Source organism: Streptococcus marmotae, from assembly GCF_001623565.1.
Lineage (GTDB): Bacteria > Bacillota > Bacilli > Lactobacillales > Streptococcaceae > Streptococcus > Streptococcus marmotae.
Window position 1 is genome coordinate 384966 of the sequence record NZ_CP015196.1, and the last position, 25799, is coordinate 410764.

Below are 25799 nucleotides of genomic sequence, written 5' to 3' on the forward strand. Positions count from 1 at the left end.
AGGAGCGAGCTATGCTCGTTCTATTTCCAACCTTTCACAATTCTCAATTGTGAAAGCTAGTCAACTTGCGGGGGTGGGAGTAAGCGAATCCAGTGGGCCCGAACCTAGAAAGAACGGAGTGAGGTTAATCGATTTCTTCGAAATCACGATTTTGGTTCCACTCCCACCCTTTTCTCGTTGATAGCCATTTTTTTCAGTATTTCTTCAGATAGGTCTACTCCAAGCATCTCTAAGATACCGAGCAAATAAATAGCACTATCGGCCAATTCTTCTGCCATATTTTCTTAGTCACCCTTTAAATAGTTCTGCTATTTCACCATGTAATAATAAAAGTTCAAATTTGATGTCTGTCGTATTAAAACCATGATTGACCTTATTTTGGATTACACGTTTTTGTAGCTCTGATACATCAACCTTCATCTCGATTTCCCCTTTTCATACATGCTCCAGTCTGATTCAGTACCTATCTGCAACGGTCAGATATCGTCCTAAATTCTTGGATGTAACTTCCCTTTCAAATACTGGCCTGTATAGCTGGCTTCGTTTGCCGCTACTTCTTCTGGTGTTCCAGTTGCGATAATCATACCGCCACCGACACCGCCTTCTGGACCTAAATCAATGATGTGGTCCGCAGTCTTAATCACATCGAGATTATGCTCGATGACCAGTACGGTATTTCCGTCATCGACAAAGCGTGCCAAAACTTTTAATAGCTGGGCAATGTCTTCTGTGTGGAGACCTGTCGTTGGCTCGTCCAAGATATACAAGGATTTCCCAGTTGAGCGCTTGTGGAGCTCACTGGCTAGCTTCATCCGCTGGGCTTCTCCTCCTGAGAGAGTTGTCGCTGGTTGTCCCAAGGTGACATAACCTAGACCGACATCTTGAATGGTCCGCAATTTCCGCTCAATTTTTGGAATATGCTTGAAAAACTCAACTGCATCATTGACAGTCATATCAAGGACTTCCGCGATATTTTTTTCCTTGTAATGGACTTCAAGGGTCTCTGAATTGTACCTGCGACCATGACAGACTTCACAAGGGACAAAGACATCTGGCAGGAAGTGCATCTCAATCTTGATGATACCATCTCCCGAGCAGGCCTCACAGCGTCCACCCTTGACATTGAACGAAAAACGTCCTTTCTTGTAGCCACGAATCTTGGCTTCATTGGTCTGAGCAAACAAATCACGGATATCATCAAATACACCAGTATAGGTGGCAGGATTGGAACGCGGAGTACGCCCAATCGGACTCTGGTCAATATCAATCAAGCGGTCCAAGTGCTCAATTCCTGAAATGGATTTGAATTTCCCTGGCTTTTCCGAATTGCGGTTGAGTTTCTGAGCAATGGCTTTTTTCAAGATAGAATTGACCAAGGTGGACTTGCCAGAACCTGATACACCTGTAACAGCGACAAATTTTCCAAGCGGAATCCGAGCCGTTACGTTTTGCAGATTGTTTTCAGAGGCTCCTGTTACCTCGATAAAACGACCATTTCCAATTCTCCGCTCCAAGGGGACTGGAATTTCACGTTTCCCAGACAGGTATTGGCCTGTGATTGACTTTTTATTTTTTGCAACCTGGCTTGGTGTGCCTGAAGCGACAATCTCCCCACCAAAGACACCTGCACCCGGTCCAATATCAATCAGATAATCCGCTGCTCGCATGGTATCCTCATCATGCTCCACCACAATCAGCGTATTGCCCAAATCTCTCATTTTCTTAAGACTAGCAATCAAGCGGTCATTATCTCGCTGATGAAGTCCAATCGACGGCTCATCTAGGATATACAAGACACCGCTCAAGTTTGATCCAATCTGGGTTGCTAACCTTATCCGCTGGCTTTCTCCACCCGATAAGGTTCCAGCCGACCGTGACAAGGTCAGATAATTGAGTCCCACATTGTTCAAGAAGGTCAAGCGGTCCTTGATTTCCTTGACAATCGGTGTCGCAATTGTCACTTCATTGGCAGAGAGTTGCAGGTGTGATACAACGTCCAAGTGGTCAGCTACAGATAGTTCCGACAATTCTCCAATATGAAGCCCCTGTTCACCGCCCACACGAACTGACAAGGCCTGATCATTCAAGCGGTAGCCGTGGCAGGTCACACAGGTCAGCTCATTCATGTAAGTCCGCATAACTTGACGCGTGTAGTCACTGTTGGTTTCACGATAGCGCCTGCTGATATTGCTAATCAAGCCTTCAAATGGAATGTCAATATCTCGTACACCACCAAATTCATTCTCATAATGAAAATGGAATTCCTTCCCATCTGAACCGTGGAAAATCAAATCTTTCTCTTCAGCAGACAAATCCTCAAACGGCGTATCCATATCGATACCAAACTGGGTCATGGCCTGTTCTAACATCTGCGGATAGTAGTTGGACGAAATTGGATTCCACGGTGCCAAAGCTCCCTCACGCAAGGTCTTTTGTCGATCTGGTACAATCAAGTCTTCATCCACTTCCAACTTCATGCCGAGACCGTCACAGTCGCTACAAGAGCCAAAAGGAGCATTGAAGGAAAAGAGGCGTGGTTCTAATTCTGGCACTGTAAAACCACAGACTGGACAGGCATAGTATTCCGAAAAGAGCAATTCTTTCCCATCCATGGTGTCAATAATGACATAGCCTTCCGCAATGCGCAGAGCTGCCTCAATCGAGTCAAACAAACGAGAACGAACTCCATCCTTGATCACAATCCGGTCCACAACAACTTCAATCGTATGTTGCTTGCTCTTTGACAGTTCAGGAACTTCCGTCACATCGTGAATTTCCCCATCCACACGCACACGAACATAGCCGTCTTTTTGAATTTTCTCAAAAATCGCCTTATGCTGACCTTTCTTCTTACGGACAATGGGCGCTAGAATTTGCAGGCGTTGCCGTTCTGGTAACTCCAGCACCTCATCGACAATCTGCTCCACAGACGAAGCTGAAATCGCCCCGTGCCCGTTGATACAGTAAGGTGTTCCTACTCGAGCATACAAGAGACGCAGATAGTCATTGATTTCCGTCACCGTTCCAACTGTCGAACGTGGATTTTTAGATGTTGTCTTTTGGTCAATAGAGATAGCAGGACTCAAACCGTCAATGGAATCTACATCCGGCTTGTCCATATTGCCCAAAAACTGCCGCGCATAGGCAGACAAACTCTCCACATAGCGGCGTTGCCCTTCGGCATAAAGTGTATCAAAGGCTAGGCTTGATTTACCAGACCCAGACAGTCCTGTTACCACCACCAATTTATCACGTGGAATCGTCACATCAATATTTTTTAAATTATGAGCACGCGCCCCATGAATTTCAATCTTATCTTTCATTCTTTCTTCCTTCTAAAATATCTCATATTATACCATATTTTTGGAAAAACTTTTCCGCTAGAGCGCTTTTTTTGATATAATAAAGGGTGCGCTTAACGCAATAAAAAACTGAGGAGGATTTGATATGAAACAGATATTTCGTTCTACATTAACAAATTTAGAAGAAATCCAGACCTTTGAGCCAGGCTCTTGGATTAATTTGGTCAACCCCTCCCAGGAAGAATCTGTCAAACTAGCTGAACAATTTAATATTGATATTACCGACCTAAGGGCCCCTCTCGACGTGGAAGAATCCTCTCGTATTACCGTAGAAGACGACTACACCTTGATTATCGTAGACGTTCCGACCTATGAGGAGCGGAACAACAAAAGCTACCACATCACCTTGCCGCTCGGTATCATTGTCACCAATGATGCTGTCATCACTACCTGCGTGCAACCCCTTGCTCTTTTTGACTTTTTCTTTAACAAGCGCATTAAGAACTTTTATACCTTTATGAAGACCCGTTTTGTCTTCCAATTGCTCTATCGGAATGCCGAACTCTTCATCACGGCCCTTCGTTCTATTGATCGACAAACAGACCGCATTAGTGCCCATATCGACCGAGCAACCAAAAACGAACAGGTTATCGACATGATGGAGTTGGAAAAATCTATCGTCTACTTAAAGGCCTCACTCAAACTCAATGAACGAGTGGTCAAAAAGCTAGCAATTAGAAATAGCACCTTGAAGAAGTATGAAGAAGACGAGGACTTGTTGGAAGATACCTTAATTGAAACCCAGCAGGCGCTTGAGATGGCAGACATCTATGGCAACGTCTTATACGCCATGACCGAAACTTCTGCCGCAATCATTTCCAACAATCAAAATACCATTATGAAAACCTTAGCCCTCATGACCATGGCACTTGATATCCCAACGGTGATTTTCTCAGCCTATGGGATGAATGTCCCTGAATCAGGCATGCCCTTTGGTGGACATCCCAATGCTTTTTGGATTATCGCCTTTATCTCAGCCTGCTTTAGCGCTATTGTCGTCATCAACTTTTTACGAAAAAAATGGTTCTAACCACACAAGGAGATTATTATGTCATTTACTGAAATCAAAGAATTGACCAAAAAAAATCAAGAATTTATCCACATCGCAACCAATCACTTGATTCAAGCTGGAAAATCAGATACCGAAATCAAAGAATTGCTCGAAGAAATCATCCCTGTGATACTTGAAAAGCAAAAAACAGGCGTCACCGCCCGTAGTATCTATGGAGCTCCGAGTGAATGGGCAGCCAGCAAGACCGCTAGTCCTGCTGAATCAGACCAACAACCGCTCAATGAAAACCCTTGGCTCATGTGGCTCGATTCTAGCCTTCTGCTCCTTGCCATTATCGGCCTAGTCAACGGTGCCATGAATTCCTTTGGAGTTGGAGCAAACTATGGCATCATTACCCTCTTGCTGATTGGCTTTGGAGTTGGGGCAGGTATGTATATGATGTACCATTTCGTTTACCGCGATCAAGTCAAAACTGGCAAACGACCTAGCTTGCTCAAAGCACTTGGATTTCTTGTTTTGGCCACTCTTGCCTGGAGTTTTGTTTTCTTCCTCGCAGCACTCATTCCAAGTTCTATCAATCCGACGGTGACACCAACAGTTGCTATTATCTTAGGGGCAGTAGCCTTTGGTATCCGTCACCTGCTCAAGAAAAAATATAATATTCGCAACGCCATTCAACCTATGCCATAAAACTCTCTATAAAGAATACCACCCAAGGAAACTAACCTGCCTTGGGTGGTATTTGTTTGTTCTCTTCCCTTTAAACTTCACTATTTTTACAAAAAACGACTGCGGATAATGTTTTTTATCACAAATCGAGCATTCTCTAAAGTAACTTCTTTTTTCATCGCCTTGTCCAGAGAATACACACCTGTCTGAATCGAAAAAATCGCTAAAAAACAATCGTCAAATCCCGGCACATCTGTGGCTACGCTACCGCAAATGGCAATTGTCGGCACACCAGCAGAACGAGCTAAATCAGCTACACCTACAGGTACTTTGCCATTGAGACTTTGACTATCCAAGCGTCCCTCTCCCGTAATGACCAAATCTACACCTAGACTAGCCTTATTGAGCCCAATTTTTTCTGCAACAAATGGAAAGCCTGCCTTCAGCTCTCCACCCAAGACAACAAGTGCACCACCTAGACCACCTGCTGCTCCCGTCCCTGGAATAGCCTGCAAATCAATTCCTACTTCTTCTTTTATCCTCTGTACAAAAGAAAGAGCAGCCTTATCCATCGCTTCTACCTGCGTTTGATTTGCTCCTTTTTGTGGACCAAAAATGTGTGCATAACCTTCTGATCCAGCATAGACATTCCTCACATCTGTTAGACCAATAAGGTTGACACAACGCAACTGCTCTTTGTCTTCTTCCGTCAGACTAGCAAGTAAACCTCTGCCACCATCTGATGTTCCTGTGCCACCCAATGTGAGGACGATTTCTTCACAAGAACGACTCAAAGCGTCTCGAATCACAGCACCCAAGCCAAAACTGGTCGCCACCTCCACAGTCGCAGGAGTCGGCTTTATCTTATCAATTCCTACTACCGATGCCACCTCAATAAAGGCTGTCTGTCCAGACAAGAAATAGAAAATCTCAATCGGACGCTCTAACAAATCAACTGTCGAAACAGAGATAAACTCCCCGTCAAGTGCCTCAGCCAGTGCTTCCAAAGTCCCCTCACCGCCGTCTCCGATTGCAAAAGTCGCCACCTCTGCTTCTGGAAGAACTTCCTCTATCGCTTCCTTGACCACCTGATTTAACTCTGCAGAAGTCGCTGAACCCTTAAATGAATCGATTGCACTCACTATTTTCATCTGATTACCTCACTAGCTACATACTTCTGATACTACTTTACTACTATTATAGCAGAGTTTATCAAAGGTGGAGATTTAGAGTTTCCAACAATAAGAAAACATGGTTGATAAAAGCATCCAACTTTTCTTCGATGAATGCTTTTATTTAGGTTGAGGAAATATAACCATATGCTCACTATCCCAATGGTAATTGGTGAACTTGCTTTGAAACCTCTAAAAACAAGTAAGGGAAAAATAAGGGAAACTTTGAGGGAAACTTTAAAAAAAACACGAAAAAGCACTCATGAGGGAAACTCTTGAGTGCTTTGAAACATTGATATATAGCGGTATATTAACGTTTACTAAATTGTGATGCTTTACGTGCTTTCTTAAGACCTGGTTCAGGTAGAACGGGATTGAATAGAGGGTAAACAGCTTTATTTTCAAGAGTTTTTACAACTTTTTTGAGTATAACATTTCATTAAATTTCAATTAATATTAGACAAATAAGGGAAATTTTAAATTTAACGGGCTTGATTTTACTAATAGAAAAGGACACTATAAAGCGTGTCCTTTTTACATTATTACTCATGAGTGTCTGAGCTAATCTCTTCAAAACTTAACTCACTGCTATCCACATAACCCCGTCTCTTTAATTCAATGGCATATAACGTATTATAAAAATATAGTAATATCAAAAAGAAAAACAGGGTTAAGCAAATGCAAATTTGAAGTGTCCATAAAGTTTCTGAAGCCAATAATTGATAAAATCCAGCACTACAAAATAATATTGAAACCCAAATTTTAATATCTTTATTCCTATAAAACGGCTCTGTCAAGCGCAGTAAACTAAATTTTTCAAGCGTTACTCTCTTGCCTTTATCATTCTTAATTAAATACATTAGCTACTTCCTATTATCCTTATCAACTAAATCTTGAAAAGCTCTCATTCTTCCATAAGAACCTCCACCATATTTCATAGACCCCATTTCAATCTCAGCCTCTCCCATCATAGGTACCATCATCAAAAGAATTACACCACCAACAATGACAAAAATAGTAAATATAATGGTAATCACTGATGATATTATTAGATATTTAAAACCAAATATACCAAATGCAATAAGCCATATACATGGGTCTGATAATAGTCCTTTCAGCTGAGTCTTATTCTTAATTTTAAACATTCGTTATTTCTCCATTTTTCTAAAACCTGATTTGAGTAATTCTGACTCAATATCAGTATCGTAATCAGAATACTTAGAAATATCATTAGAGTTAGACATATCAATATTCCCCTGTTCATCAAAAATGTTTTGATAACCATAAAGCAGGGTAAATTCTTCTGAGAGTTTATTATCGTCTCTATAATATTTCCTTATCTTATAAGCTCCGATCATTTGTCCCGGTTTTTGAGTTGTTGAAAACATATTATTGGTATCATCATCAATAAACTGTCTGTAATAGAAGCCTAAATTCGTAATATCATACCGATACGAACTATTTTTCTCAGAGTATGCTTCATTCAGGAAGCCTACAATTTTTTTCTTTATTGAATCAATTCCATTAAGATTGTCAACTTCAGTAGGTACTATCTCTAACCCAGTAATCTTATATAACAACGGCTTGTTCTCTGAAAATTCATAACCTGAGATAGCAAAATCCGTGAGTGTCTCGTCAGAGAAATATATTTCTGCTGTATCTCCATTTGAGAAACTACCATTATTAGGAATATCAAAGGTAGCATAGCCCCGACCAGTCCATTTTACACTTACTTCTCCTCGACCATTTTTTCCGCTAACTTCTACCTCCATTGCTTTATGAGCATCCTCTATTGGTACTACCTCACCTGTCTCTAAACCACTAACCTGAAATGTTTTTTCAGCTCTTTGACCATCGCCCCATGTCAACGTTGCATGTATTGTATCTCCATTTTTTAAGTCGCTTTTATTATCTACTTCAACTTTGAAATCATTCAAAATTTTTGACATTCTTTTATTTTTTGAGGAACTATATGAATAGGTTACACTAAACTAGACAAAAATTATAAAGTGTTCTACACTGAACTAAAGAAAAGAGGAATCCCTTATGTCTAGAAAACCACGTCGTCACTTCACCGATGATTTCAAAAAACAAATCGTTGACCTTTACCAAGCAGGGAAAAAGCGTAGTGAGCTCATCAGAGAATATGAGCTAACCCCTTCAACCTTCGATAAGTGGGTGAAACAATCCAAAACAACTGGATCGTTTAAGACCGTTGATAACCTTACTGCTGAACAGCGCGAGCTGATTGCCCTCAGAAAACGAAACAAAGAGCTTGAAATGCAGGTTGACATCTTAAAGCAAGCAGCGGTGATTATGGCGCAAAAAGGGAAGTAATCACCGCTAATAAAGATAAATACAAAATTGTAGACATGTGCCGTTGCTTAAATATCCCGCGTTCTAGCTATTATTACAAAGCCGTTGAACCTGTATCTGAAGCAGAGATTGAAGGAAAGGTTAGAAACATTTTCTCTGAAAGCAAGTCCAGATACGGGGCTAGGAAAATCAAGAAATGCCTGGAAGCTGAAGGCATCTGCTTGTCTCTCCGACGGATTCGGCGCATCATGAAGCGCCTAAATTTGGTCTCTGTTTACCAGAAAGCTGTCTTCAAGCCTCGTTCTAAAGGGAAGAACGAAGCTCCCATTCCTAATCTCTTAGATCGACAATTCGACCAACACAAGCCTTTAGAAGCCCTTGTCACGGACTTGACCTATGTTCGTATAGACCAGCGTTGGGCTTACGTTTGCCTCATCATCGACCTCTTTAATCGAGAAATCATTGGCCTGTCAGTCGGTTGGCAGAAGACCGCAGATCTGGTAAAGCAAGCAATTCAGAGTATCCCTTATGCTTTAACCAAGGTCAATCTTTTTCATTCTGACCGTGGCAAGGAGTTCGATAATCAGCTGATTGATGAGATGCTAGTGGCCTTTGGTATCACCCGTTCTCTTAGTCAAGCTGGTTGCCCTTATGACAATGCCGTGGCTGAAAGCACCTACCGTGCTTTCAAGATTGAGTTTGTTTATCAAGAACAATTTTCAACACTGGAAGAACTGGCCATCAAGACAAGAGACTATGTCCACTGGTGGAACCATCATCGTATTCACGGTAGTCTCAATTACCAAACTCCCATAGCTAAGCGAGGTATCGCTTAAGAAAAACACTTTATAAGACTGTACAGAAAACTGTTGCCTTTTCAATATAAATTGACAAATTGAAAAAGGCCACTATCATTCTCATCTTTTAAAGAACTAAATTCAATCTCAAAATTATATAACTCCCGAGCTAACTTTTTCTTATTTAGAAACACGTCTGCTGTACCAATTCTATTTGTTCCAGAATACTTAGCTTCTAAATAATTACCATATTGATTTTCCTTTGAACAACCCGTCAATAGAATCACGACAAAACATACTATAAAATAATATTTCTTTTTCATTTTCCTAATAACTTCCTTATCTCGTCAGAAATAGCACTCCCGAATGTTGGAGGGTTTATATCCGCAACAGCAGCATGCATAGATTCTTCTATGCGTAGATTACGAACATCTAAAGCGTATAAATTTAAACCTTCTTTCAATGTATCTACCCGACCAGATAGTATCAAATTTCTAATTGTATGCAGTGTATTAGACGTAGTAAAATCAGTGTCCAAATAGTATAAAAATGGATTAGTCAGTGTATACTGAAAATGTGCTTGATATAAACTATCTATCTCTTCCAACTTATAAAAAGTCGTTAAATACCTTTTTACAAATCTACGTAGAATAATGATAGGGACTATAGCTAACCCTAATACGATTACTGGATTAGCAGAGAACAATGTAATAGGATTAAAAATAATGTACACTAAGATATTCCAATAAATCATTGCTCCTAAAAATGTTGCAACATTACATCTTCTCTTTACTAATTGTAGAGTTGCCATTTTCCAACCTAAAATACTCTCCAATCTTTCTAAAAGTATAATGCCGTCTTTCAATTTCTCCAAATCCGTTTGTTTTTGCGATTCCAAACCATTATCAGGAAATTGATAGTATGCATCATAAAACTGTTGCACAGATACTTGCTGTTGAGTTTCCCTAATGTACTCCTCGTAGCTTGTTCTTTCCGCTATATTTTGCAAGTGATACTTGTTAGGAACGATTGTCAACAATTGCTCTAAGTCATTTAAATTCATTAGATAACCTCCTTATTTTATTTATATTCTATCATAGAGAAACAACTTTGCATAGTGGTATTTTGTCGAATAATACACTCTTTGTAATGGTTATGTTTTTCATATATTCCTTGTATGCTATTTATATAAGCGAGGAAAGCACATGGAAAACATCAACTTACAAAGATATATTGCTAAACGAATTCGAACATTGCGAATCAACCAAGGTCTTAGTCAAGAAAAATTAAGTGAAAAAGCTGATTTAGGAATCAATTATATTCATAATATCGAAAACAAAGCCTATAATATTAAGATTGAAACATTAGAAAAGATTATTTCTGCTTTAGAAGTATCAAACGAAACTTTTTTTGATTTTCGGTTTCCTCATAACTCTGATAAAATTGAACGCCTACTCTTAGAAATAAACCAATTAACGGAAGAAAAACAGGCACGCCTATTCGATGGCTTGGAATTGTTATTACAAAATATGAAATAAACTAAAAAGCTCGTCATGAGCTTTTTAGTTTTTAATGTTAGTCTGAATATTCTGTTTCTTTAAAAATGTGTTACATTTTAATGATTCAGTTGAAATAGCATTTTTCATAGATATGTTAATTATATAAATAATTATTTATACCTTTTACAATAAAACAGAAAAGGAGAACATTATGAATCGAAAAATTAAAGTAACGAAAGACGAGCTATTCGAACTCCAATTAGACTGGTACATTACTCAAAACGAAGAGCAATGGCCGTTTCCAATGGAGAATTATGAAATTATAAAAGAAAAAGGAGAGACAAAAATATGAAAAATTTACGACAATATCAAGAATTTAATCACACAAAATTTTTTAACGAACATTCAAATCTAATAGTAAAAGGCATTGCATCTTGGGAAGATTACACAACAAAAACTACTCTTGGTTCAAAATTAAGTATTACAATTATGAATAATGACAGCGAGAACTTTCTTGAAACCTTTAATATTAAAGTAAAACAAAACATTGATAATTTACATATAAAGCAAGGAGAACGAATCATGATTTTTGATATCGAGAAAGCTTCGATTTATGGCGATTATCAGAATAATTTATCATTAGAAGCTAAGATTCGAAAGTGGAGTGAACATCATGAAAAGAATTAACAAATATCTATCACTCAACAGAAGAAGTACCACTCTTGTAACGCTAATAAATAGTTTATTAGCGTCCTTCTTCTTCCTGATATTATTTTTTACCGTTTTACGATATAGTTTGATATCCATAGTCTTCCTTTTTATTTCAATCATTTGCTTTCTAAACTTTTACTTCATTGCCAACAAAAAAATTAAATCACCGTATCTTTCAAAATATGAATTTTTGACATTATTAACATTTATTTTTGACATTGAATTTGCATTGATTGAAGTCACGACTGATTTGAATCAATCCAAGCAAGGCATTATCACAACTCCTACTTTCTTCTTGCAAGATATTCAATTTCAAAATAATACACTCGTTTCGTTTCAAATCATCGTTGAAAATTCAGCAGCATTTGAATCTAAATTAAAATCGTTTGAACATTTTTTATCAGCTTCTCTATCTCAAAAATATTTTATTGATAGTTATTCAAAAGATAATATAGATAAATATTATGTAGTAAATGTCATCAACAAGCAAATCTTCGACGGTAAAGAATTGACAAATTTAGCAGATTTTAATGAACGATATGATATCAATACATCCTCTTACATCTATCAAGTTGGTCGTTATACAATCGACAGTCAAGTCTGTCCTCACTTGCTGATATCTGCAAAAAGCGGATTCGGAAAAACTAATTTAATCAAAACGCTAATCGCCCAACTTCACCAAAAAAATGCTCAAATTATTGTGATTGATCCCAAGAATGAGCTAACAAATCTCCAAAAGTTGTTAGGAAGGCAGAGCGTAGCAACAGAAAAAGATGAAATTATTGATTTATTAAAACAATTACTATCCGTCTGCAAAATTCGTCAAAACCACATGACAACTCAGTATAAAACGTCTCCTGAGCTTGCTTTTCCAGCTTTATATCTTATCTTCGACGAAATCTTAGCATTTATGTTATCTATTCAGAAAAAAAGTGAGCGAGACGAAGTCAATAGTTTATTATCACAATTAGTGTTAATGGGACGTTCGGCTGGTGTTTTTGTTGTCGTAGCGTCTCAAAAATTTACAAACGATGCACTGACCAAAGGAGTAAGAGAGTCGCTGGGATTTTAGGCTCACACTCACGAACTGCACTGGAGGGAGCAGGCTTTGAAATCAATGAGTTCGATACTCAGGATATTATATTCGGCAAGGGTGAAGGATATCTACTGACTGATTTAGAAACACGTCCCCGTTTCTTACAGACAGATAAAATTTCATTTGATTTAGTTGCTGAATTATCTTGATTTTGTGTCAATACAATAAAAGCCTTATCTACCGCGGGGGAGCGCTTGTTATCCCCCCGCAGTAGATTGTGTCAGTGTCAATTATTTATTAACAGAAAGGAGAAAGAAATGACTGAAAGAATTAGAAGTAGGAATCACATGTATGTTCAACAATTAGAATATTTAAAGCACAAAGATGTAAAAAGAGTCGTCAATGATATTACTACGATACTTGCTCCTAAAAAGTGGGCATATATTATTCACGATAAAGATAAAGATAAAGATGAAACTGGTAAGCTCAAAACAGCACATATTCATTTGGTTATGGAATTTGAAAACGCTCTAAGTCCTAAGAGCCTTGCAAAGCAAATAGATGAACAAAATCCGCAGACATTTAGAGTATTAAAAGGGAAAGTGAATAATGCCTATGCTTATCTCATTCACGAACATAGCACTGGAAAATATAAATATCCAATCGAAGATGTCATCAGTAATTTTGACTATGCTACATTAATAGATGAAATTCGAACACAAGCAAGCCAAGCAAAACGGAAAAATGATAGAGAGTTCATTGATGATTTGCTCAATCAAATTTATGAAGGTACACTATCCATCGAAGAAGCCGAAAAATTATTATCCGGCAGTCAATACGCTAAGAATGTAAACAAACTAAAAGCAGTTGCTTTTAAACATCAGCAAAGTTTATCCGCTCAATTTGTTCAGAAACAAAGGGAAAAGAACCAACCAAAAGAAATTATTTGGATTTTTGGAGAATCGGGTGTCGGAAAGACTCGATTAGCAAAACATTATGCCGAACAACAAAAGGACGACTACTTTATATCTGGCTCAAGTAAAGATACATTCCAAAATTATAAAAATGAAACAGTTGTTATTTTAGATGAATTACGCCCTTCGACTTTTCGATATGAAGACTTATTAAAAATATTAGATCCCTATAATTTTGAATCTTTTGTACCCTCACGATACTTTGATAAAGCCCTGACCGCTAATATCATTATTATCACCTCCCCATTTTCACCTAAAGAGTTATACGACGACCTTGTCGCATACAAAAGTAAAGACGGCTTCGAACAATTAAATAGGCGTATTACCTCATGCATAAAAATGGATAACTTGTTTATTAATCATGTAGAATATTTCGAATGGAGAACACACATGGCAACATATTATTCATATAATGTTCAAAAACGGATACCCAATCCATTTGCAAAACAAGCAGAAACAGTTAAGCAAACTAATCTTTTTAATAAAATCGAACAAAGCTTAATCGTCAATACAAAGGAGGTAGATATGAATGGAAGTAATACTGTCGGAACAATACTCTAATCAGCTACAACAACAAATATACAATCTAATAATGTGCGAAATTAACAATATTCGCCAAAATAACAATTTAGAAAGTCCGTTCTTAAATAAGAAACAAGTTTGTGATTATCTAAGTATTTCAAATAATACACTGGATAGTTGGATAGAAAGAGGTTTACCCGTGATTCGCATTGGTAAAATCTTAAGATTTGATAGAAAAGAAATCAATAGATGGATAAAAACATTTGAAAATTAATATCTAATGCACTATAACTTTTGTCATAGTAGTTTTCAAGCCCATTGATTTCTGACAAGGAGATTACTATGACAATTACTAAGACAACAAACAACTCTTATCGTTTAAAAGTGTATATTCCAAAAGAGTACCGTCCTTATCTTGGAATACAAAAAGGGAATTATTATGAAAAACGTTTTAAGAGTAGAAAGGAAGCAAAGCAAGCAGAATTAGAAATTTCAATAAAAATTCAAAGCATTGAAAAAGGTGAAGAAATTTCAGCAAGTGGCTCTGAGATGCTGTTCTCTGATTTCTACCACAGTATATGGTGGGAATCCTACAAGGCAGGACAAACAACCTCAACTAATACACCTCCTACGACAGTGACTATTGAAAATACTGCTCAAATTTTTAAAAATCATATTCTTCCAATGTTTGGTATCTACTCTCTTAATTTTCTTAATCAAAATAAGCAAGTAGTTCTTCAGTTAATGACCAATAAAGCAAATGAATATGCAAACTTCAAAACTGTAAGAAGCTATGTTAATTCAATTTTTGATTGGGCAGAGGAGTTGGAATATATCGAGTCAAACAAAGTTTCTAAAATTTTAAAGCGAATCAAAGCAACTAAAAAAATTCAATTGCAATCTGCAAAACGAGACGAAGAATTATATCTTTCAGAGGAAGAACTTCAAGAATGGTTTAAGGCTTTCGAATCAGATTTAGGAGCCAATAAAATCTCTTTAAAAGACTATGTTTTATTCTATCTGACATTCTTTTTAGGTGATAGAAAATCTGAAAGTTATGCTCTTCAATGGAAGCATATTGATTTTACAAAAAATGAAATACACTTAGTTCAAGCGTTAGATAGACATGGTTCTATAAAATCTACTAAAGGCAACAAAAAGACTATTTTTAAAGTTCCAAAAGAAATCATGAGTTTACTACAGTCTTGGAAAATTCAACAGAAAGAGGAGCTTACTAAATTCAATATCCCTCAGACTGACCGCCTACCTATATTGACTCTAAAGGCAATGTCAATAAACCTTTGCACAGTGATTATTTAAACTATCGCATGAAGTCTATTAAGAAGCGCCACCCTGAGCTTGCTCATGCTACGCCACATAAACTACGTCATACTGGAGCAACACTGGCAAAGCAAAAAGGGATGAGTTTAGAGGCTCTAACACACAGTGATACAGCTACCACTAAGATTTATGTCAATACTTCAAACGTTATCCCAATGGCAGTTGGTGAACTTGCTTTGAAACCTCTAAAAACAAGTAAGGGAAAAATAAGGGAAATTTTGAGGGAAACTTTTTAAAAAAACACGAAAAAAGCACCCATGAGGGAAACTCTTGAGTGCTCTGAAACGTTGATATATAGCGGTATATTAACGTTTACTAAATTGTGATGCCTTACGTGCTTTCTTAAGACCTGGTTTCTTACGTTCTACCATACGAGCGTCACGTGTGAGAAGGCCAGCGCGTTTAAGAGAGTCGCGGAAGTCTGGATCTACTTGAAGAAGGGCACGAGCGATACCGTGACGGATAGCTCCTGATTGACCTGCATAACCACCACCTACAACGTTTACGAAAACATCGTAGCTTCCTACTGTTGATGTAACAGCAAATGGTTGGTTGATAACCAAGCGAAGGTCAGCGTGTGGGATGTACTCTTCTACATCTTTTTTGTTAACAGTGATTTTACCAGTTCCTGGAACAAGGCGAACGCGTGCAACAGCGTTTTTACGACGTCCAGTACCTGCATATTGTGCTTGTGACATACTTTATTTGTTCCTTTCCTTAGATAAGTCCTGAAATATCAAGAACTTCTGGTTGTTGTGCAGCGTGGTTGTGCTCAGAACCAACGAATACTTTCAATTTCATCCCTTGAGCGCGGCCAAGAGTGTTGTGTGGAAGCATTCCTTTAACTGATTTTTCAATCAAACGCACTGCATTTTTTGAACGAAGTTCACCAGCAGTGATTGATTTCAATCCACCTGGGTACATTGAGTGAGTGTAGTAAACTTTATCAGTTGCTTTTTTACCAGTCAATTTCACTTTTTCAGCATTGATAACGATGACGAAGTCACCTGTATCAGTATGTGGTGTAAATGTTGGTTTGTTTTTTCCACGAAGAACGCTTGCTACAACTGCTGAAAGGCGTCCAAGAGGCACATCAGTAGCGTCTACTACATACCATTTGCGTTCAACTTCACCTGGCTTAGCCATGTATGTTGTTTTGTTCATGATTTCTCCTATATGAATGTCGTTTTTGTTTACAGGGCGGATGTTCCGGTCCGCAAGTTATTTGAAGGGTTCCGGGGCCTTTCAAATGGGGTAAACAATACCGTCTACCATTATATCAAAAGAAAAGAGAGAAAGTCAAGCCTTACTACTCTCTTTTTCTTTATTTTTTCTGCGCGTAATTTCCCAAAGTAAGTTCCACTTTCGTTTTCGAAGCGGAAGTTAGTCTAAAACGGATTTTTATGGTGGAATTAAGTCTGAGACGTTTGGGTTAGAAATGAGCTCTTACGATGACAAAATACAAACACCTTACCCTCTCAGACCGCAATGATATCCAGATAGGATTAGAAAGAGGAGAATCATACCCTTATGCGAGATATTCTCCCTAAAGGAACGAGCTTTGATACCTTAACTCAGGACGATATCAACCTGGTCTGTTCGCATGTCAATAGCGTGAAACGCGCTGCTTTGAATGGAAAGTCAGCTTATGAACTTTTTACGTTTACCTATGACGAAGAACTGGCTAAGCTTCTCGGTATTTCCTTAATTCCCGCTGAAGACGTCTGCCAGTCTCCTAAAGTATTGCAACATAAATCCTAAAAACGAACCGAATAAAATCCACTCAAACGTCTCACACTAACTTCCACCATAGCGGAACTTAATCTGAAACGCTTTCAGATGAGGGGATTTTGTGCGCTCTTTTTCCAACTACCATTCGCCTAAAAAAGCCATGAAATCAACAATTATAAAAACCAGTGGAACTTACTCTGACATAGATTTCCACTGGTTTTTAACGTTTTTATCAGACTAAATGCCACTTTAAGAGGCTATGGAAGCTAGTTTGAGAATTTAGCTATTTTTTCTGCGGGTAATTTCCCAAAGTAAGTTCCACTTTCGTTTTCGAAGCGGAAGTTAGTCTAAAACGGATTTTTATGGTGGAATTAAGTCTGAGACGTTTGAGTTAGAAATGAGCTCTTACGATGACAAAATACAAATACCTTACCCTCTCAGACCGCAATGATATCCAGCTAGGATTAGAAAGAGGAGAATCCTTCAAAACCATCGCACATTTCATCCTTAAAGAGCCTACTACTGTTTCCAAAGAAGTCAAACGTAATAGACAGATCAGAACGTCTACTAGTGATGGGCTTCCTTGCCCTCTCCTTGATAAGGCTCCTTTTGTCTGTAACGCTTGCCCTAAGAGAAGACAAAATTGTGGCTATGGACATTGTGACTTTTCTCATTCATTTAGCCTTTTGCCCATCCGCTTGGGCACGCACTCTGTCAAGACCTCCCTCTCTTGAATGTGATACCGATCATCCGTATGCAGAAACTAGGAAGCCATACACTTGAGAAGTGTGGAAGGTTGTTAACAACGTTTTACAAACCTGAGTGAGCTTGCTTTTATGCTATTTCATGGCAAATCATTTCTCGATTGCGCAACTCAATATGATGGGTATAGCAACGCTTAATTCTTTCGTCATAGTGGTGGGCCACTTCAAAAATTGTACAGTCTGTTTCAAAAAAGAGATTGCGAATGATATCAGACGATTGCTTGTCAATAGCCGATGTCCCCTCATCTACTAGTAAAATCGGTTGCTGATGCAGCAAGGCACGCGCAATTTCAATCCGTTGCTTTTGTCCACCAGATAATTGAGAACCATTTTCCCCATAGCCTTGATCCAAGCAAGTCTCCCCCAACTCCTTCACTAATCCTACTTGATTGAGCAAATCAAGCAAGTGTTCATCCGGCACATCCTGTAATTCCATCAGCAGGTTTTCTCTCAATGTCACATCAAAATAATAGGGTTCCTGCTGGATACGAGCAATCTGAACAGCTGAACAAGAAACTTCATCACCATTTTCCTCAAACACAACCTGTCCACTCCTTGGCTGCAAGCACCCCTGCAACACATCCAAAAAACTGGATTTCCCACTACCTGATACACCTGTGATTAAGACCTTACTACCAAATGGTATACAGAAGTTTGCCTGATCAACAAGATTATCTTCATAGCCAAAAGCAAGGTTAGAAACTATAATCGTTGGGCGTACTGCGAGAGAATGAAACTCTTTAGTTTCTATCGTTTTTCTGTCTTGAGCAAGGATTGTAGCGATTTTCTCACGTGTGCTCTTTGTTGATTGAATCATCCGTAGGTAAACCGACACATTCCGGAAAGGGTAAATCACACGGTCACTCGCTAGAAAGAGAGCAATGATAACCGTGATGGTCAATTGACCGTTTAGTACAAAGAAAAGACCGACTGCTGTTGGAATAATATAGCCAACCCATGAAGCCATTGCTCCGATAAACATAACCATCGCATGTTTATTATTGAGATTCAATCCCCTTGTTTCCATTTGCGCAAGGCTCTTATCCGAACGTGTAAAGAAAGTTGAAAAAGCCTGATAGGTCGATACAACTGCATAACCTTGAAAAAAATCCTTGGTATTTTTTATAAAGGCTTCATTTGCCTTCGTAAACTGCTCCGTTGCCCGCCCTAGCATATTGGCAAAAAGCATGGACGGTAGCATGGCTAAAAGAGCAAATACCAAATAAACCATTGAAATAAAGGGATTTAAATAGATGAGGTAAACGAGGGAAATCAACCCCATCACACCATGAAAGATACACTCAAAAATAACTCTAAAATACTTATCTTCAATCAGTTTTAAATCAACGGTTAGTAGAGAAATGGTGTTGCCAACATCAGATTGATCTTCCTTAGCCAAGGCTAAGGAGCGAATCAATTCTTGCTTATAATGCTGATTGAGACCTTTTATCAACTGATTTTTCAGATAATCTTGTAACCAAGTAGCTAACTGGATCATCAATACTCCACCCAGACCAACTCCCACAAAGAGAAGTAAATCCTCTACAGTTGAGCTTTTTGAAAAGAGCGTTACGCGAGATACAATCTGAGACAATACAATCCCATCAAAACTAGATACCAACATAGCTAAGCCACAAACAAGGACAATTCCTTTCGGTAAAACTTTCCATAACTGATGTATATTCATCTTTAGTTCCTCCTTTTATCTACCCTTAGTTTAGCAAGATACAAGGAAAAAACAAGGGTATTTCAGTAAGAGGACAGCCGTGAGCTGTAAGTGGTAAAAATCTGGATGTAAGATACAAAGGAAGTGACTGCTGATATTCAAAAAACAAGGATAAGCTAGTGGATTAGTTTAGCCTGAGTCTAAAAATAAAAGAGTGAACTCAATCGGTTTCTGAAAAATCACGATTGAGTCCTACTCCCTATCTCTTGCGAATGCTATCTTCTTGATACAAAGCCCTAGCTCCGCCAATCAATTTTGGCCGACTAGCAAGCGCTGTGACATGAGCCTGTCCAATCTGGCGTAAGGTCGGTCGCAGAGGCACCTGAACATGTTTGACATGCATACCAATCGAGGTATCTCCGATGTCAAGACCCGCATAGGCTGTGACAAATTCAACTTCAATAGGATCTGTCATATACTCAAAAGCTGCTAACTGACCTGAACCCCCTGCATGTAAGCTCGGTAGTACATTCACCATTTCTAAATCCTTAGCAAGCGCAAATTCTCTTTCCACTACCAAGGCGCGATTTAAATGTTCACAACCTTGAACGGCAAGGTATATTCCTTTCTCCGTAAGAGTGTCTAATATAGTCTTAACAATCACTTGGCCGACTTCAAGACTAGAGTGCTTGCCGATAGAACCTCCCAAAACCTCACTGGAAGAAAGACCCAAGACAAACAACTGCCCTTTTTGAATTTGGCTGAGTTCTAGCACCTCTTCTAAGACCGTCAAGGTTTCCTGTCTGATTATTTCCATATCCATCATCTACGCTGCCACCTTTCTGACCTTGGTCATTGCAGCTGCAAGGATTGACCCAAGAATGATTCCGACTGCATTTTGAATGAGATTTCCGGCAAGACCATCTAAGGCACTGGCAGCGTTATACAAGAACACACTCGCTATAAAATAGCCACCAACCATGGCAATTGAAGCCAGAAATAAGCCGAGAATCCGACCCTTTCCTGACCAACCAGCTGCATAACCTTGCAGACCATGAAAGAGCAGACTGAAGAAGGCCCATTGTGGATAACCTAGTAAGAGATCAAGCAACAGACCCGATAAACCACCAACAATTGCTCCCTCTTTTGCTCCAAGATAAAAGGCTGTAAAGAAGATTCCGACATCTAATAATGTAATAAAGCCTGTTAAAGTAGGAACGTGTATGTAGCCCAAAACAACTGTCAAAGCCGTCAAAATGGACAATAACACGATTCGTTGCGTTTGATTAATTTTCATATTGTACTACTCCATATTCGTCTGCTGCTTGAATGGCACGGTAGACAAAATCCTTAGCTTCTGTCACCGCCTCTGCTACCTTGCTGCCTAGAACCAAATGACTGGCAATGCTTGAGGCAAATGTACAACCAGCACCTGTATTATTATTGTTCAAAACCTGCGAATCTAGCACTTGAACCGTCTTTCCGTCATAGTAAACATCTAGTGCATGTTCGTGATTGAGGCGATTACCACCTTTGATAACCACATGTCTAGCTCCTAAATCGTATAAAGCCTGAGCAGCTTCTTTCATCTCATCAAGCGTTTGGATTTTTCTTTGGGTCAATAGCTCCGCTTCTGCCACATTCGGAGTGACAATCGTAACATAGGGGAAAAATGCTAGCAACTCCTCACGCAGATTACTCACTTCTACATCATGTGTTTCCTTACAAACTAAGACCGGATCAAGGACAATCGGAATGTCTTGGTGAGAACGCACAAAGGCGAGTACCTGCTTAGCAATGGCTACATTGGGTAGTAATCCTAATTTTATGCCCGCAAAAGGAATATCTTTTAAACTAGCCAACTGTTTCGCAAAGACTGCTTCATCAGTCGGTATAACTTCAAATCCTTTTTCTGTCATAGCAGTTAAACAAGTCACCGCCACAAAACCATGCAAGCCATTGACCGTATAGGTTGTCAAGTCTGCATGCAGTCCACCACCACTAAAAATATCATTCCCTGAAAGGGCTACGATGTATTTACTCTTCATACCAAATCTCCTTTAAGTATAGACCATTGGGTGCAGCTGTAGGACCTGCTAACTGCCTGTCTTTTTCTTTCAAAATGCGCTCTATCTGCTCAATCGGCATTCGATGATTGCCAATTTTCAACAAGGTCCCCACCATATTGCGCACCTGTTTATAGAGAAAGCCATTTCCTGTAAAGGTGAAGACCAGTAAATTCCGATCTGTGTCTACTTCCACACGAGCTTCTGTAATCGTCCGTACCTTGTCCTCTACTGCTGTACCAGAGGCTGTAAAACCTGTGAAATCATGAGTCCCAACTAAAGACCGAATCGCTTCTGTCATACGGGACAACTCCAAATCATAGGGAAAATGAGTCGCATAGCGCCGCATCATCGGATTCTTCGGCCGACCAATATCCACTAAAAACTCATAGGTTTTCTGGTGTTTAGCATAACGGCAATGAAAATCGTCTGCCACTTGCGCAACAGCTACTACATCAATATCTTCCGGACTTTGGGTATCCAATGCAAACCGCAACTTTTCAACATCACGGGTGCCTGGCAAGTCAAAATGAATGACTTGTCCATAAGCATGTACCCCACTGTCTGTCCGCCCCGCTCCGTGTACCACTACTTCTTGTCCTCTATTTAAACGCCGCAAGGTCTTTTCCAATTCCTCCTGAACGGTCCGTGCATGGGGTTGGCGCTGAAAACCTGAAAAGTCGTGTCCATCATAGGAAATTATCGCTTTATATCTTGTCATAGCATGATTGTACCACAGTCCAAAACTCTCTTGCAAGATTGTCAAATCCCATCTGTCCTATGACAGATCGAGAGAGGGAATTTTATTCGCTCTTTTGCCCTAAATAAGGTATAATAAAGAAAACGATTAGAAAGAGAGGCGTGCCATGTCTATCCCTATCCACCATACTGATCACCAAGAAGCCTATGCGCACGTCGTCAATCACCTAAAAGAAAAAGGAGTACGGATGACTGAAACCAGAAAAGCAGTCATTCGCTATCTTATTGACAGCTCCGAACATCCAAGCGCCGAGATGATTTACAAAGACCTACGCCCAGCTTATCCCAATATGAGCTTGGCCACTGTCTATAACAATCTCAAGGTCTTAGTCGAAGAAGGATTCGTCACTGAATTAAAACGCAATAACGATACAACCACCTACTACGACTTCATGGGCCACGATCATTTAAATGTCATCTGTGAACGCTGCGGAAAAATCACTGATTTGATCGCTGAAAATATGCCCAGCCTCGAACATCAGGTAGAGGCTCAGACAGGCTATCAAATTACAAAAGAACTCTTAACCGTTTATGGTATTTGTCCAGATTGCCAGTAAATAAAAAGAACTATCCTAACTAGGATAAGTCCTTTTGTGATTAAAAAATCAATTTCTTTCTTCTCCAAGAGGGCTTTTTGCTTTTTCTAATTTCACTAACTTCTCTGTATGGTGCGATTTTGCCCAATCCAACTTTTCTTGAAGTGTGGTTTCTCGCCAATAAAAAGCAGTTTCTCCCATGATTGGAAGCATTCCCTCTTGAAAAACCTCCCAGGATTTCTGATATTCTTCTTGGCTGACGAACTCCCTCTCATGATTGATATTATATTCAGGAGCTTGAAAGTTTTTAATGAGCCTCGCATATAATTCTCGTTCTAGCTCTTTTGTTTCGCTAACAAGTCTTTTATATTCGCGCATGTCTTCGATGCCATTAGTGCCTACTAATTTTCGCTCGCTCTGAAGATCTTGCAGAAAGTCAATATAGACAAAAAACTTTTAGTATAGTAAATCATTTTCCACAGAATTGATATATTTTTGTATATCATATTCCCCATAGAATATATACCTATTCTTCATTTATTAATAAATGATTGATATAGAGATTTACCTAAAAAGAATAACTGTCCTAAAATATAAAAAACTAAAAGAAAAAATGAGAACCAGAAAATCCATACAATAAGTGATACATTCCAAATTAGAGGTTGTACTATGAAATTGAGTATGAGCACTACTATCCAACGTTGGCCCCAGGTCATTTTTCTTTGGATGAACCAATATAAAAAGTCCTCTCCTGGATGAAGTCTCGTTTCTAAATATTCATCTCGTAATCTTTTTATCCATACCGGCATTGCAACTATTTCCTTGTTGAACTTAAATTAATTAGAATGCTTATAAATAAAAAGGCGATTAAGCGCCTTTTTATTTACCAAAAACGATAGTAAAGAAGATACTGAATAAGTGCATTCATTATGAGTTCTCTGCTTTATTCTTGATTAGATATATTATACAATAAATACTGGGTAAAGTCAATAAAATTCTGAAAATTGTGTATTTTTCGACTTTTATCTAACCTGAACAATTAGATTATAACAGGAAAAAGAAATGGAAGCTCAAAACCTTGTCAGCCACCAGCATAGCTGGTGGTTTTCTTTTTTTCTCTTCGAGAAAAACTGGCTCGAAGCCATAATATAAAAAAGCCTAAAACAGAAATGATCGTTCCTGTTCTAGGCTTTTTTCGTTTTTCAATAGGTTGCCAAGCGTTTTTCCAGATGAACTTGTCCTAGTGCATAGAGGGTACAAATCATCCAGTAAATCAAGGCTACACAGATATAGACTGTCATATAATCTGACTTAGCTCCACCGATAATTTTAGCCTTATTAAATAATTCTGGCACAGTAATCATAGCAGTCAGCGAGGTACTTTTTACCATATCTAACAAAACATTGCTAAGCGGTGGCACTGCAATCCGAAAGGCTTGGGGAATAATCACTTTCCGATAGATAATCGAGGTCTTTAATCCAAGAGAACGAGCCGCCTCCCATTGCCCATGATCAATCGCAGAAAGCGATGAACGAATAATCTCTGAAATATAAGCACTTGACATGAGGGTAAACGCAATGATACTAGCACTAATCGCATCTAACTCCAATCCCATAAAAGGTAAGCCAAAATAGATAAAAAAGAGCAAGACCATCAGCGGAATCCCCCGCATCAAGGAAATATGAAGCATGGCTAAATGACGAAAAACAGCTAGGCGTGACATCCGACAAAGGGCTACAAAAAAGCCAAAAACAGTTCCCAAGGCAAAACCAATGAGGGATAAGGAAAGAGTATAAGGCAAACCTTCTAAAATCTTAGGAATCGCCTCTCTTGCTAGCTCTAGATTAAAAATAGCCTGCCAATTCATGTTTTCTCCTCCACCATCGAAAAGGGAGCAGAAGTTCCCAGTACAACTCAAACTGGTTCTTCGTCACTCCCATTTATTCTCTTGCTATAAAGCTATTTAACATCTGATGTATCAATAACTGGTAAGCTTTCTACTCCTTTTTCAGGCTCTGTCAAGTCTTGTCCAGCATAGTATTTTTCAGAAATTGCCTTGAGCGTTCCATCTTCTTTCATCGCTTTAAGGGCTTCATCTAGCTTTTCTTTTAGGCTCGTATCAATCTTACTCATCACAATTCCTTGCTCAGTCGGATTGTATTTAGCCGTTCCCATTTTTACCTTAATATCTGGGAATTGTTGCGTAATGTATTTCACCGCAATCACTTGAGTATAATAATCATTTGGAATAAAGTCTGTGCGACCTGTGGACACATCGCGCAAGTAGACATCATTCGTAACATTATCATAGATTACAGGCTCTGCACCTAATTTCTCTGCGATTTTCATGTACTGAGTACCAGCACCGCCTCCAGCTTTTTTACCTTTCCAATCGCTCAAATCAGCCGCTTCAATACCTGATGAACCATCTTCACGAACAATCATACCGCCAATAGAGTATTTATATGGAATAGAGAAATTGTATTTTTCTAACCGTTCTTTTGTCGTATCAAAGTTATTCACAGCGATATCAACTTTTCCACTATCGACAGATGTAAAGGCTTCCGCAACACCAATTTCTTGGTATTCAACTTTAATGTCTAATCGCTTGCCAATTTCATTGAGCATATCAATTTCATATCCAACTAACTCATTGTCATCATTATGATAAGACGTTGGATAAAGCGTTCCTGGGGTTGCAACTTTCAACACTCCTGCCTCTTTAATACGATCCCACTCTGTCTGATTTGCAGAAGATGTTTTTTCTGTATTTCCAGAACACGCAGCTAATGCCAACGAGGATACTAGTAGGGCTGAGGCAAGTAATTTTTTCAACATAAAAATCTCCTTTTTATTGCTTGAATA

General features: G+C 38.8%; 28 protein-coding genes and 4 pseudogenes. 14 read left to right on the forward strand and 18 right to left on the reverse strand.

Features of this window, described 5'->3' with window-relative positions; all coding sequences use genetic code 11:
• Nucleotides 1-143 precede the first annotated feature (143 nt).
• Nucleotides 144-420, reverse strand: a pseudogene (locus A4H00_RS01930) (MazG-like family protein).
• A 68-nt stretch (nt 421-488) separates the two neighbouring features.
• Nucleotides 489-3323 (reverse strand): excinuclease ABC subunit UvrA, encoded by a 2835-nt coding sequence (gene uvrA, locus A4H00_RS01935; protein WP_067086639.1) that lies wholly within the window; start codon nt 3321-3323, stop codon nt 489-491.
• 124 nt (nt 3324-3447) lie between these two features.
• On the opposite strand from uvrA, the gene A4H00_RS01940 reads away from it, so the two are divergent.
• Together A4H00_RS01940 and A4H00_RS01945 are read left to right on the forward strand one after the other, a co-directional pair.
• Nucleotides 3448-4392, forward strand: coding sequence for a magnesium transporter CorA family protein (locus A4H00_RS01940; protein ID WP_067086643.1), 945 nt, complete (start codon nt 3448-3450; stop codon nt 4390-4392).
• Nucleotides 4393-4410: 18 nt separating this feature from the next.
• Nucleotides 4411-5064, forward strand: a complete 654-nt coding sequence (locus tag A4H00_RS01945) for a DUF1129 domain-containing protein (RefSeq protein WP_067086645.1) — start codon at nt 4411-4413, stop codon at nt 5062-5064.
• Nucleotides 5065-5150: 86 nt separating this feature from the next.
• On the opposite strand, the gene A4H00_RS01950 is transcribed toward A4H00_RS01945, so the two are convergent.
• The 4 genes from A4H00_RS01950 to A4H00_RS01965 all read right to left on the reverse strand — a co-directional run bounded on the left by A4H00_RS01950 (nt 5151) and on the right by A4H00_RS01965 (nt 8164).
• Nucleotides 5151-6194, reverse strand: a complete 1044-nt coding sequence (locus tag A4H00_RS01950) for a glycerate kinase family protein (RefSeq protein WP_067086648.1) — start codon at nt 6192-6194, stop codon at nt 5151-5153.
• A 563-nt stretch (nt 6195-6757) separates the two neighbouring features.
• Nucleotides 6758-7075 (reverse strand): hypothetical protein, encoded by a 318-nt coding sequence (locus A4H00_RS01955; protein WP_067086651.1) that lies wholly within the window; start codon nt 7073-7075, stop codon nt 6758-6760.
• Nucleotides 7076-7078: 3 nt separating this feature from the next.
• A complete protein-coding gene (locus A4H00_RS01960; RefSeq protein ID WP_067086653.1) occupies nt 7079-7360 on the reverse strand; it encodes a hypothetical protein in 282 nt (93 codons plus the stop codon).
• Nucleotides 7361-7363: 3 nt separating this feature from the next.
• Nucleotides 7364-8164, reverse strand: a complete 801-nt coding sequence (locus A4H00_RS01965; RefSeq protein WP_067086656.1) for a hypothetical protein — start codon at nt 8162-8164, stop codon at nt 7364-7366.
• Between the two features lie 97 nt (nt 8165-8261).
• Between A4H00_RS01965 and A4H00_RS01975 the strand changes: the two genes are divergently transcribed.
• A protein-coding gene (locus A4H00_RS01975) for an IS3 family transposase (RefSeq protein WP_099092148.1) occupies nt 8262-9367 on the forward strand; the annotation gives its coding sequence in 2 pieces (ribosomal slippage) (nt 8262-8538 and nt 8538-9367; 1107 coding nt in all).
• Between the two features lie 41 nt (nt 9368-9408).
• On the opposite strand, the gene A4H00_RS01980 is transcribed toward A4H00_RS01975, so the two are convergent.
• Together A4H00_RS01980 and A4H00_RS01985 are read right to left on the reverse strand one after the other, a co-directional pair.
• The gene (locus A4H00_RS01980; protein ID WP_067086659.1) at nt 9409-9651 is read right to left on the reverse strand and encodes a hypothetical protein; all 243 of its coding nucleotides are present in this window, start codon (nt 9649-9651) and stop codon (nt 9409-9411) included.
• Nucleotides 9648-10391 (reverse strand): hypothetical protein, encoded by a 744-nt coding sequence (locus A4H00_RS01985; RefSeq protein ID WP_067086661.1) that lies wholly within the window; start codon nt 10389-10391, stop codon nt 9648-9650. Before A4H00_RS01985 ends, A4H00_RS01980 begins: the two co-directional genes overlap by 4 nt.
• A 142-nt stretch (nt 10392-10533) precedes the next feature.
• On the opposite strand from A4H00_RS01985, the gene A4H00_RS01990 reads away from it, so the two are divergent.
• From A4H00_RS01990 to A4H00_RS11640, 7 genes and pseudogenes are all read left to right on the forward strand, one after another.
• Nucleotides 10534-10866 (forward strand): helix-turn-helix domain-containing protein, encoded by a 333-nt coding sequence (locus A4H00_RS01990; protein ID WP_067086664.1) that lies wholly within the window; start codon nt 10534-10536, stop codon nt 10864-10866.
• Between the two features lie 172 nt (nt 10867-11038).
• Nucleotides 11039-11179: a hypothetical protein gene (locus A4H00_RS11775; RefSeq protein WP_157770969.1), complete on the forward strand. Its 141-nt coding sequence runs from the start codon at nt 11039-11041 to the stop codon at nt 11177-11179.
• Nucleotides 11176-11514, forward strand: coding sequence for a hypothetical protein (locus A4H00_RS01995; RefSeq protein ID WP_067086667.1), 339 nt, complete (start codon nt 11176-11178; stop codon nt 11512-11514). Before A4H00_RS11775 ends, A4H00_RS01995 begins: the two co-directional genes overlap by 4 nt.
• Before the next feature lie 214 nt (nt 11515-11728).
• Nucleotides 11729-12610 (forward strand): FtsK/SpoIIIE domain-containing protein, encoded by an 882-nt coding sequence (locus tag A4H00_RS02000; protein ID WP_157770970.1) that lies wholly within the window; start codon nt 11729-11731, stop codon nt 12608-12610.
• A gap of 281 nt (nt 12611-12891) precedes the next feature.
• Nucleotides 12892-14109, forward strand: coding sequence for a Rep family protein (locus A4H00_RS02005; protein WP_067086671.1), 1218 nt, complete (start codon nt 12892-12894; stop codon nt 14107-14109).
• Nucleotides 14078-14344 (forward strand): helix-turn-helix transcriptional regulator, encoded by a 267-nt coding sequence (locus A4H00_RS02010; protein ID WP_067086673.1) that lies wholly within the window; start codon nt 14078-14080, stop codon nt 14342-14344. The genes A4H00_RS02005 and A4H00_RS02010 overlap by 32 nt, the downstream gene beginning before the upstream one ends.
• A gap of 68 nt (nt 14345-14412) precedes the next feature.
• Nucleotides 14413-15647 (forward strand): annotated as a pseudogene (locus tag A4H00_RS11640) (site-specific integrase).
• Between the two features lie 69 nt (nt 15648-15716).
• Here the strand turns inward: A4H00_RS11640 and rpsI are convergent.
• Together rpsI and rplM are read right to left on the reverse strand one after the other, a co-directional pair.
• Nucleotides 15717-16109, reverse strand: coding sequence for a 30S ribosomal protein S9 (rpsI, locus tag A4H00_RS02020; protein ID WP_067086676.1), 393 nt, complete (start codon nt 16107-16109; stop codon nt 15717-15719).
• Between the two features lie 19 nt (nt 16110-16128).
• Nucleotides 16129-16575, reverse strand: coding sequence for a 50S ribosomal protein L13 (gene rplM, locus A4H00_RS02025; RefSeq protein WP_067086679.1), 447 nt, complete (start codon nt 16573-16575; stop codon nt 16129-16131).
• A 287-nt stretch (nt 16576-16862) separates the two neighbouring features.
• On the opposite strand from rplM, the gene A4H00_RS12405 reads away from it, so the two are divergent.
• The 3 genes and pseudogenes from A4H00_RS12405 to A4H00_RS11370 form a co-directional block, all read left to right on the forward strand.
• Nucleotides 16863-16961, forward strand: a complete 99-nt coding sequence (locus A4H00_RS12405) for a helix-turn-helix domain-containing protein (RefSeq protein WP_082815571.1) — start codon at nt 16863-16865, stop codon at nt 16959-16961.
• Nucleotides 16924-17172: pseudogene (locus A4H00_RS02030) on the forward strand (IS30 family transposase); the annotation flags it as partial. The gene A4H00_RS12405 and the pseudogene A4H00_RS02030, both read left to right, overlap by 38 nt.
• 380 nt (nt 17173-17552) lie before the next feature.
• Nucleotides 17553-17795: pseudogene (locus A4H00_RS11370) on the forward strand (helix-turn-helix domain-containing protein); the annotation flags it as partial.
• A gap of 181 nt (nt 17796-17976) precedes the next feature.
• Here A4H00_RS11370 and A4H00_RS02035 read toward each other — a convergent pair.
• The 5 genes from A4H00_RS02035 to truA form a co-directional block, all read right to left on the reverse strand.
• Nucleotides 17977-19593 carry an ATP-binding cassette domain-containing protein gene (locus A4H00_RS02035; protein ID WP_067086685.1) on the reverse strand — a complete coding sequence of 539 codons (1617 nt, stop codon included), beginning with the start codon at nt 19591-19593 and terminating at the stop codon, nt 17977-17979.
• Between the two features lie 238 nt (nt 19594-19831).
• Complete coding sequence (locus A4H00_RS02040) at nt 19832-20395, reverse strand: TIGR01440 family protein (RefSeq protein ID WP_067091388.1); 564 nt, start codon at nt 20393-20395, stop codon at nt 19832-19834.
• 3 nt (nt 20396-20398) lie between these two features.
• Nucleotides 20399-20869: an ECF transporter S component gene (locus tag A4H00_RS02045; protein WP_067086688.1), complete on the reverse strand. Its 471-nt coding sequence runs from the start codon at nt 20867-20869 to the stop codon at nt 20399-20401.
• Nucleotides 20859-21620, reverse strand: coding sequence for a bifunctional hydroxymethylpyrimidine kinase/phosphomethylpyrimidine kinase (locus A4H00_RS02050; RefSeq protein ID WP_067086691.1), 762 nt, complete (start codon nt 21618-21620; stop codon nt 20859-20861). The genes A4H00_RS02045 and A4H00_RS02050 overlap by 11 nt, the downstream gene beginning before the upstream one ends.
• Complete coding sequence (gene truA / locus A4H00_RS02055; protein ID WP_067086693.1) at nt 21610-22359, reverse strand: tRNA pseudouridine(38-40) synthase TruA; 750 nt, start codon at nt 22357-22359, stop codon at nt 21610-21612. Before truA ends, A4H00_RS02050 begins: the two co-directional genes overlap by 11 nt.
• Before the next feature lie 145 nt (nt 22360-22504).
• Between truA and A4H00_RS02060 the strand changes: the two genes are divergently transcribed.
• Nucleotides 22505-22954 (forward strand): Fur family transcriptional regulator, encoded by a 450-nt coding sequence (locus A4H00_RS02060; RefSeq protein WP_067086696.1) that lies wholly within the window; start codon nt 22505-22507, stop codon nt 22952-22954.
• Nucleotides 22955-23002: 48 nt separating this feature from the next.
• On the opposite strand, the gene A4H00_RS02065 is transcribed toward A4H00_RS02060, so the two are convergent.
• The 3 genes from A4H00_RS02065 to A4H00_RS02080 all read right to left on the reverse strand — a co-directional run bounded on the left by A4H00_RS02065 (nt 23003) and on the right by A4H00_RS02080 (nt 25772).
• Nucleotides 23003-23311, reverse strand: a complete 309-nt coding sequence (locus tag A4H00_RS02065; protein WP_067086698.1) for a hypothetical protein — start codon at nt 23309-23311, stop codon at nt 23003-23005.
• 824 nt (nt 23312-24135) lie between these two features.
• On the reverse strand, nt 24136-24801 hold the full coding sequence (locus A4H00_RS02075) for an amino acid ABC transporter permease (RefSeq protein WP_067086704.1): 666 nt from the start codon (nt 24799-24801) through the stop codon (nt 24136-24138).
• 92 nt (nt 24802-24893) lie between these two features.
• Nucleotides 24894-25772, reverse strand: coding sequence for a transporter substrate-binding domain-containing protein (locus tag A4H00_RS02080; protein ID WP_067086708.1), 879 nt, complete (start codon nt 25770-25772; stop codon nt 24894-24896).
• Nucleotides 25773-25799 lie beyond the last annotated feature (27 nt).

Coding starts and splice junctions, on each gene's coding strand:
- A4H00_RS12405 (WP_082815571.1), top strand. CDS start 16,863: ATGACAAAATACAAACACCTTACCCTCTCAGACCGCAATGATATCCAG.
- A4H00_RS02065 (WP_067086698.1), bottom strand. CDS start 23,311: ATGCGCGAATATAAAAGACTTGTTAGCGAAACAAAAGAGCTAGAACGA.
- A4H00_RS01955 (WP_067086651.1), bottom strand. CDS start 7,075: ATGTATTTAATTAAGAATGATAAAGGCAAGAGAGTAACGCTTGAAAAA.
- A4H00_RS02045 (WP_067086688.1), bottom strand. CDS start 20,869: ATGAAAATTAATCAAACGCAACGAATCGTGTTATTGTCCATTTTGACG.
- uvrA (WP_067086639.1), bottom strand. CDS start 3,323: ATGAAAGATAAGATTGAAATTCATGGGGCGCGTGCTCATAATTTAAAA.
- A4H00_RS02040 (WP_067091388.1), bottom strand. CDS start 20,395: ATGGATATGGAAATAATCAGACAGGAAACCTTGACGGTCTTAGAAGAG.
- truA (WP_067086693.1), bottom strand. CDS start 22,359: ATGACAAGATATAAAGCGATAATTTCCTATGATGGACACGACTTTTCA.
- A4H00_RS02035 (WP_067086685.1), bottom strand. CDS start 19,593: ATGAATATACATCAGTTATGGAAAGTTTTACCGAAAGGAATTGTCCTT.
- A4H00_RS01945 (WP_067086645.1), top strand. CDS start 4,411: ATGTCATTTACTGAAATCAAAGAATTGACCAAAAAAAATCAAGAATTT.
- rpsI (WP_067086676.1), bottom strand. CDS start 16,109: ATGTCACAAGCACAATATGCAGGTACTGGACGTCGTAAAAACGCTGTT.
- A4H00_RS02010 (WP_067086673.1), top strand. CDS start 14,078: ATGGAAGTAATACTGTCGGAACAATACTCTAATCAGCTACAACAACAA.
- A4H00_RS01940 (WP_067086643.1), top strand. CDS start 3,448: ATGAAACAGATATTTCGTTCTACATTAACAAATTTAGAAGAAATCCAG.
- A4H00_RS01990 (WP_067086664.1), top strand. CDS start 10,534: ATGGAAAACATCAACTTACAAAGATATATTGCTAAACGAATTCGAACA.
- A4H00_RS01980 (WP_067086659.1), bottom strand. CDS start 9,651: ATGAAAAAGAAATATTATTTTATAGTATGTTTTGTCGTGATTCTATTG.
- A4H00_RS01950 (WP_067086648.1), bottom strand. CDS start 6,194: ATGAAAATAGTGAGTGCAATCGATTCATTTAAGGGTTCAGCGACTTCT.
- A4H00_RS01985 (WP_067086661.1), bottom strand. CDS start 10,391: ATGAATTTAAATGACTTAGAGCAATTGTTGACAATCGTTCCTAACAAG.
- A4H00_RS01960 (WP_067086653.1), bottom strand. CDS start 7,360: ATGTTTAAAATTAAGAATAAGACTCAGCTGAAAGGACTATTATCAGAC.
- A4H00_RS02060 (WP_067086696.1), top strand. CDS start 22,505: ATGTCTATCCCTATCCACCATACTGATCACCAAGAAGCCTATGCGCAC.
- A4H00_RS01995 (WP_067086667.1), top strand. CDS start 11,176: ATGAAAAATTTACGACAATATCAAGAATTTAATCACACAAAATTTTTT.
- A4H00_RS02075 (WP_067086704.1), bottom strand. CDS start 24,801: ATGAATTGGCAGGCTATTTTTAATCTAGAGCTAGCAAGAGAGGCGATT.
- rplM (WP_067086679.1), bottom strand. CDS start 16,575: ATGAACAAAACAACATACATGGCTAAGCCAGGTGAAGTTGAACGCAAA.
- A4H00_RS02050 (WP_067086691.1), bottom strand. CDS start 21,620: ATGAAGAGTAAATACATCGTAGCCCTTTCAGGGAATGATATTTTTAGT.
- A4H00_RS02005 (WP_067086671.1), top strand. CDS start 12,892: ATGACTGAAAGAATTAGAAGTAGGAATCACATGTATGTTCAACAATTA.
- A4H00_RS11775 (WP_157770969.1), top strand. CDS start 11,039: ATGAATCGAAAAATTAAAGTAACGAAAGACGAGCTATTCGAACTCCAA.
- A4H00_RS01965 (WP_067086656.1), bottom strand. CDS start 8,164: ATGTCAAAAATTTTGAATGATTTCAAAGTTGAAGTAGATAATAAAAGC.
- A4H00_RS02080 (WP_067086708.1), bottom strand. CDS start 25,772: ATGTTGAAAAAATTACTTGCCTCAGCCCTACTAGTATCCTCGTTGGCA.